This window comes from Amycolatopsis sp. NPDC054798, assembly GCF_053611505.1.
In genome coordinates this window covers 1-5,365 of record NZ_JBSHAM010000199.1, presented here as the reverse complement: position 1 = coordinate 5,365, position 5,365 = coordinate 1, and the positions used below count along the sequence as shown (strand labels likewise).

Annotated in this window: 5 protein-coding genes; 1 reads left to right on the top strand and 4 read right to left on the bottom strand. The window is 68.4% G+C overall.

Going from position 1 to position 5,365, the window contains the following annotated elements; genetic code table 11:
* Window positions 1–22: 22 nt before the first annotated feature.
* From ACWGIC_RS44595 to ACWGIC_RS44580, 4 genes are read right to left on the bottom strand one after another with little or no spacing between them, the layout of a single operon-like run.
* Window positions 23–913 (bottom strand): ABC transporter substrate-binding protein, encoded by an 891-nt coding sequence (locus ACWGIC_RS44595; RefSeq protein WP_452082004.1) that lies wholly within the window; start codon window positions 911–913, stop codon window positions 23–25.
* Window positions 910–1,614 (bottom strand): ABC transporter permease, encoded by a 705-nt coding sequence (locus ACWGIC_RS44590; protein WP_452082003.1) that lies wholly within the window; start codon window positions 1,612–1,614, stop codon window positions 910–912. Before ACWGIC_RS44590 ends, ACWGIC_RS44595 begins: the two co-directional genes overlap by 4 nt.
* On the bottom strand, window positions 1,611–2,303 hold the full coding sequence (locus ACWGIC_RS44585) for an ABC transporter permease (RefSeq protein WP_452082002.1): 693 nt from the start codon (window positions 2,301–2,303) through the stop codon (window positions 1,611–1,613). The genes ACWGIC_RS44590 and ACWGIC_RS44585 overlap by 4 nt, the downstream gene beginning before the upstream one ends.
* Window positions 2,303–3,391 (bottom strand): ABC transporter ATP-binding protein, encoded by a 1,089-nt coding sequence (locus ACWGIC_RS44580; protein WP_452082001.1) that lies wholly within the window; start codon window positions 3,389–3,391, stop codon window positions 2,303–2,305. Before ACWGIC_RS44580 ends, ACWGIC_RS44585 begins: the two co-directional genes overlap by 1 nt.
* Window positions 3,392–3,487: 96 nt before the next feature.
* Here ACWGIC_RS44580 and ACWGIC_RS44575 point away from each other — a divergent pair, with 96 nt between their 5' ends.
* Window positions 3,488–4,912, top strand: coding sequence for a bis-aminopropyl spermidine synthase family protein (locus tag ACWGIC_RS44575; protein WP_452082000.1), 1,425 nt, complete (start codon window positions 3,488–3,490; stop codon window positions 4,910–4,912).
* The last annotated feature ends 453 nt before the right edge of the window (window positions 4,913–5,365 follow it).

Below are 5,365 nucleotides of genomic sequence, written 5' to 3'. Positions count from 1 at the left end.
GGGTTCTAACCGGCATCACCACTCACGACTTCAACCCGTTCCGCTGCAAAAACTCCTCAGCGATGTCCTTCGCATTGCGCTTCTCATCCGTGTACTGCACGTTCAGCTCAGTCAGCTGCTCAGTGGTCAACGCCGCCGAAACCCGGTTCAACGCCGCCGTTTCCGCGTCGTTCAACGTCCCCTTCGCCACCAAGGGCACGATGTTCTGCGCCGGGAACATGTGCTTGTCGTCCTCCAACGGCACGAACCCGTTCGACGCGATAGTCGCCGAGGTGCTGAACAGGTCCGCCACCTGCACGTCACCCGACTTCAGCGCCGCCACCGTCACCGGGCCGCCGGTGTCCGTGGTGCGGATCTCCTTGAACTCGCACCCGTACAGCTCCTTGATCCGGTCCTTCCATCGGCTGCTCCACTGCCCCGGTCCGCCCATCACCAGGTCCTTGCAGTGCGGCCCGAGGTCGGAGAACGTTTTCACCCCGGTGGCCGCGAGTTCCTTGCCCACCACGAGCAAATCCTTGTCCTGCGCCGCCGACTGGTCGAGGACCGTGAACCCGGCCGGGATTTTCTGCTTGAGCTGCGCGTAGACATCTTCCGAAGTGGTCGCCGCGGTGTTCTTGTCGAAGTACCGCAGCAGGTTGCCGGAGTAATCCGGCACCACCGACAAAGACTTGTCCTGCAACGCTTTCACCACGACCTCGCGACTGCCGACCGGCGGTCGCACCGTCACGTTGTGCGCGCCGACATTCCGCAGTGCCCCGGCATAAATCTGGGCCAGCAAAGAACTTTCCCCGACATCGGACGCGCCGATGATGATGTCGCCGGTACTGCCGCCCTCACCGCCGCCCGACAGCGGGTTTCCGCACGCCGACGCCAGCAGCGCCAGCCCGGCCACCAGGATCCCCCACCGTTTCACGCCGCTCCTCCCGCAGCCACTGCCCGGCCGGAAGCCGCCTTCGCGGCCAGCCGAACTCCCTTGGGCACCAATGCCCGCTGCGCCGCGGCGAGCAGCAGGTCGACGACGATCGCCAGCAGCGCGGTGAGAATCGCGCCCGCGACGACCTCGGTGTAGTCCAAAATGGCCAGTCCGTCGAGCAGGAACCGGCCGAGGCCGCCGAGACCGACGTACGCGGCGACCGCGGCGGTCGCGATCAGCTGCAGCACAGCGTTGCGGATTCCGCCCAGCACAAGGGGAAGCGCGATCGGCACCTCCACTTGCCACAGCCGTTGCCAGCCGGTCATCCCGATGCCCTGTGCGGCGTCGACGACATCGTGCTCGGCTGCCTGCAGCCCGGCGTACGTCCCGGCCAGCACCGGCGGGATCGCCAGCACCACCAGGCCGATGATGGTCGCCGTCGTGCTTTCGGTGAAGAGCAGGAACAAGAACGTGACGAGCCCGAGCGTCGGCAGGGCGCGGATCGCGTTGCCGGCACCGACCAGCACGACGCCGCCGCGGCCGGTGTGTCCGACGAACAGTCCGATCGGGATCGCGATCACCAGCGCGATGACCAGCGCCAGCACGATGTATCCGACGTGCTCGGCGAGCCGGGCGAGAATGCCGCCCGGGCCCTGCCAGTTCGCGGCGGTGGTGAACCAGGTGAAGACGTCGCCGATCATCCCGTCACCTCCGCGGCCGGCGCGCGGCCTGCTCTCTCCCAAGGCGTCAGCAGATTGCGCAGCAACACCAGCAGCAGGTCGACGATGAGCGCGAGCAGCATGGTCAGCACGATCCCGACGACGATCGGCGAGAAGTACTCGCGCTGGAATCCGTCGGTGAACAGCACGCCGAGCGCCCCGGTCCCGATCAGCGCACCGACGCTGACCAGGCTGATGTTGCTCACCGACGCCACCCGTACCCCGGCCGCGAGCACCGGCACCGCGAGCGGCAGTTCGACGCTGAAGAACCGGCGCGGCGAGCGATACCCGATCGCCGTGGCGGCCGCGACGATGTGCGGCGGCACGGCTTCCAGCGCGTCGAGCACCGGACGCACCAGCAGCGCGGTGGTGTAGATGGTCAGCGCGACGATCACGTTGACGCTGTCGAGGATCTTCGTGCCGATAATGCCGGGGATCACCACGAAAAGCGCCAGCGACGGAATCGTGTACAGCAGATTCCCGACCACCAGCAGCACACTGCGCGCGGGCCGCCAGCGATGCCCGAGCCAGCCGAGCAGGATCGCCAGCACGATGCCCGCGATCAGCGGCACCAGCGCGAGGTAGATGTTGTCGAGGAGGTTGGCGAGGATTTCGCCGCGGTTGTTGGCACTCGACAGATAGCGGCCGAGTTCGCCGAAGAAGTCGCCCATCAGGACGCCTGCGGGGAGGCCTCGATTACATCCAAGACCTGGTGCGCGACCACCGTCCCGAGCACGCGGTTCTCGTCGTCCACCACGACGCCGAGGCTGGCAGGCGACGACAGCGCCGCGTCGAGCGCCCCGCGGATCGGCGTGCCCTGCACGTACAGCGATCCGCCTGCCACGAGGTCGGTTTCGGCAAGCGGACCGTCCACAGTAGAGCCTGGCGGCAGCCAGCCGCGCGGCTGTTTCTCGTCGTTCACCGCGAGCAGCCAGCCCTCCGACGGACCGGAAACGGTGCTGCCGAGGTCGATCGTGTTGGCGGGCGACACCTCGACGCCGCTCGCCGGAAGGAACGAAAGCCCGCGATACCCCCGGTCGCGCCCGACGAACGACGCGACGAAGTCGTCGACCGGATGCCGCAGCACCTCGGCCGGGGTGCCGTACTGCGCGAGCTTCCCGCCGACGCGCATCACCGCGACCTTGTCCCCGAGCCGCACCGCTTCGTCGATGTCGTGCGTGACGAACACGATTGTCTTGCCCAGCTGGGATTGCAGCCGCAGCAGCTCGTCCTGCAGTCCTTCCCGGACCACCGGGTCGACCGCGGAGAACGGCTCGTCCATCAGCAGCACCGGCGAATCGGCGGCGAGCGCACGGGCCACGCCGACACGCTGCTGCTGCCCGCCGGACAGCTGGGCCGGGTACCGCTTCCCGAGTTCCGCGGGCAGGCCGACCGTTTCGAGCAGCTCGGCTGCACGGGCGCGCGCTTTGCGTTTGTCCCATCCGGACAGCAGCGGCACGGTGGCGACGTTGTCGAGCACTGTCCGGTGTGGAAAGAGACCGGCGTGCTGGATCACATAGCCGATTCCGCGGCGCAGCACCGCCGGGTCGCCCTCGCTGACGTCCTTGCCGTCCAGCAGCACCGAACCCGAGGTCGGCTCGACCATCCGGTTGATCATCCGCAGCGAGGTGGTCTTGCCGCAGCCGGACGGGCCGACGAACACCGTGATCGTGCCGTCCTCGACAGTCAGCGAGAGGCCGTCGACCGCGACTGTGCCGTCCGGATAGCGTTTGACGACGTCTCGGAATTCGATGGTCACAGACTTCTCCCCACGTGCGGCGCCGAGTCCGACGGTAGCCCACTCGCGCAGCCTTGGCAGCCTGTCCCGGAGGGTGGCCTACTACTCTCGGACCCCGTGACCGCCCTAGACGACGTCCTCGCCGCACACGGTGCCGCCGTCCGCCCGCTCTACGAAGTGCTCGGCCTGCTGCGCAGCGGCTCCTACGAACTGGCCGACCTGGTGCGGCTCACCGCTGCCCCGCGACGGAGCGTCGAAGACCTCTTGGCGGCACTGGAACCCGACCTGGAACGCTCCCCCGCAGGCGTCCGGATCGCCCCGCAATCGCGTGACACCTACGCTGTTTACTCCCTGCCGTCCCTCCCGGACCCCCTCGACGCGGCAGTCGCCGCCCAGCCCGCCCTGCTCACCATGCTGGCCGAACGAATCGCCGCCGTCCCGCCGCCGCTCGCCGCACTGGATCACGTGCAAGCGACCCCGGAGACCGTGCTGCGCCGGGCGTTGTGGCTTAACTCTCGTTACGACCTCCGCCGCAGCAAGCTGCTGTTCCTTGGCGACCACGACCTGACGTCCCTGGCCGTGCGCGCGGTGTGCCCGGAAGCCGAACTGTCCGTAGTGGACCTGGACGAACGCGTTCTGTCCTACCTGGACGCAACCAGCGAACGCAGCATCTTCACCGCGCACACAGACCTGCGCGTCGGCCTGCCACCGGCCCTGACCGGCAAAGCAGACCTGGTCTTCAGCGATCCGCCCTACACCCCGGAAGGCATGGGCCTCTTCGCCGCCCGAGCAGTCCAAGCCCTGCGCGAACCCACCGACGGCCGAATCCTGCTGGCCTACGGCTACAGCCCCCGCCACCCCGCTCTAGGCGCACAGGTGCAACGTTCGCTCGCCACCCTCGGCCTGACCTTCGAGGCGATCCTCCCGGACTTCAACCGCTACACCGGCGCACAAGCAATCGGCAGCGCCGCCGACCTGTACGTCTGCCAGCCCACCGCAAAAGCGAAGAAGTCCTTCGCCCGCAAGGGAAGCTCGGCCATCTACACCCACGGTCCGCAGTCAGTAGAATCGGCTGGCGCGAAGCCAGGCCTCCTGGCCGCCGCCCGGGAAATCGCCTCCGAAGGCGGCCTGGCCCTGGAAACGCGCCCCGTCGGCTGGGCCACGTCCGCCCCGGAAGGCGACGCCGTCGCCATGGACCTCTCCGCAGATCCCGGCCCGTGGCTCCTGCGCACCCTGCTGGGCACCAACGCCCGCCGCCTGGCGCTCCTGCTGCCGAACAACCACCCCGACCTCGCCGACGCGGCCGCCCAAGCGTCCCTGACCGCCCTGGTAGCCGGCAAATACCGCCTGCGCCTGCTCCGCAGCACCCCCGACAACCGCCACGCCATCGTCGCCGCCGACCTGATCGAGCACCCCTCCGAACTGCTCACCCGCGCCCACGCCCGCCTCGCGAACGCCGCCCTGAACGTCCCCCCGGAACTGGCCGACCTCCGCCTGGTAGACGTCCCCCGACACCGCCTGGCAGAACTACTCCCCGGCTGACGTCACACGTCTGAGCAGCAAGCCCGCAGTCCCCACCCCGCGACCAGCTCACCCCCATCCCCCACCCGCCGCGACACCCCCAATGTGGCATTGGGTGCGTCAGACGCACCGAACGCCACATTGGGTGCGTCACATGCACCCAATGCCACATTGGGGCGCAAGCCCCACCCTCCACCAAACCACCCGCCGCCCCACCCAACCGGCCAGCCCCCAAACCGCGCCCTAACCCGCCGCCGCCCCGCCCCAGCCGGACCAGCAACTCAAGCCGCGCACCAAACCACCGCCGACAAACCCCCACGAACCCCAAGCAGCCACTCCCCGCCCTGCACCCCGATACGAAGCCCCAAATGCGGTTCGAGGGGGCTTGTCAAGGCATCTTTCCCGCCTTGACAAGCCCCCCCCCACCCGCCAAAAAAAAAGCATACGGTGGGCCCCACCCAAAACACCACCACA

Bases quoted from the DNA above. Each gene is read 5' to 3' on its own strand.
- ACWGIC_RS44590 (WP_452082003.1), bottom strand. From the start codon at position 1,614: ATGATCGGCGACGTCTTCACCTGGTTCACCACCGCCGCGAACTGGCAG.
- ACWGIC_RS44585 (WP_452082002.1), bottom strand. From the start codon at position 2,303: ATGGGCGACTTCTTCGGCGAACTCGGCCGCTATCTGTCGAGTGCCAAC.